We start from the raw sequence: 1,004 nt of genomic DNA on the forward strand, positions 1-1,004 counted from the left end.
TTGTTGATGCCATATGTTCCGATATTCTCTCCGGTAATTCTGCTGAGTGCACCAGTGAAAGCATCTCCTGCTACTAATATCGGTGTAACCGTGTACGTGAGTGCCGGATCAGTATCGCCGTAAGTTTTGCTTTTAGCATCGGCGGTAACAGTTACGGTTTTAGCGCCAATGGTAAGATCACTGCCGGTATAGTTCAGGATATAATTGTTATTGAGAGACAGGGAGTTTTTGTTGATACCATATGTTCCGATATTCTCACCGGTGGCTCTGCTGAGCGTACCCGTGAAAGCATCCCCAGCTACTAATGTTGGTGTAACCGTGTAGGTGAGTGCCGGATCAGTATCGCCGTAAGTTTTGCTTTTAGCATCGGCGGTAACTGTTACGGTTTTAGCACCAATGGTGAGATCATTACCGGTATAGTTCAGGATGTAATTGTTATTAAGAGACAGGGAGTTTTTGTTGATACCATATGTTCCGATATTCTCTCCGGTAATTCTGCTGAGTGCACCAGTGAAAGCATCTCCTGCTACTAATATCGGTGTAACCGTGTACGTGAGTGCCGGATCAGTATTGCCGTAAGTTTTGCTTTTAGCATCGGCGGTAACTGTTACGGTTTTAGCACCAATGGTGAGATCATTACCGGTATAGTGCAGGATGTAATTGTTATTAAGAGACAGGGAGTTTTTGTTGATACCATATGTTCCGATATTCTCTCCGGTGACTCTGCTTAATGATCCAGAGAACGCATCTCCAGCTACTAGCGTCGGTGTAACTGTATAGGTAAGTGCCGGATCAGTATCGCCGTAAGTTTTGCTTTTAGCGTCAGCGGTAACTGTTACGGTTTTCGCGCCAATGGTAAGATCATTACCAGTATAGTTCAGGATATAATTGTTATTAAGAGACAGGGAGTTTTTGTTGATACCATATGTTCCGATATTCTCTCCGGTAATTCTGCTGAGTGCACCAGTGAAAGCATCTCCTGCTACTAATATCGGTGTAACCGT

General features: G+C 44.1%; 1 protein-coding gene. It reads right to left on the minus strand.

Going from position 1 to position 1,004, the window contains the following annotated elements:
* On the minus strand, window positions 1–1,004 hold a 1,004-nt coding region (locus AC1DFM_RS34635), incomplete at both ends, for an MBG domain-containing protein (protein WP_477081359.1).

The organism is Chitinophaga sp. 05T412 (assembly GCF_056396465.1).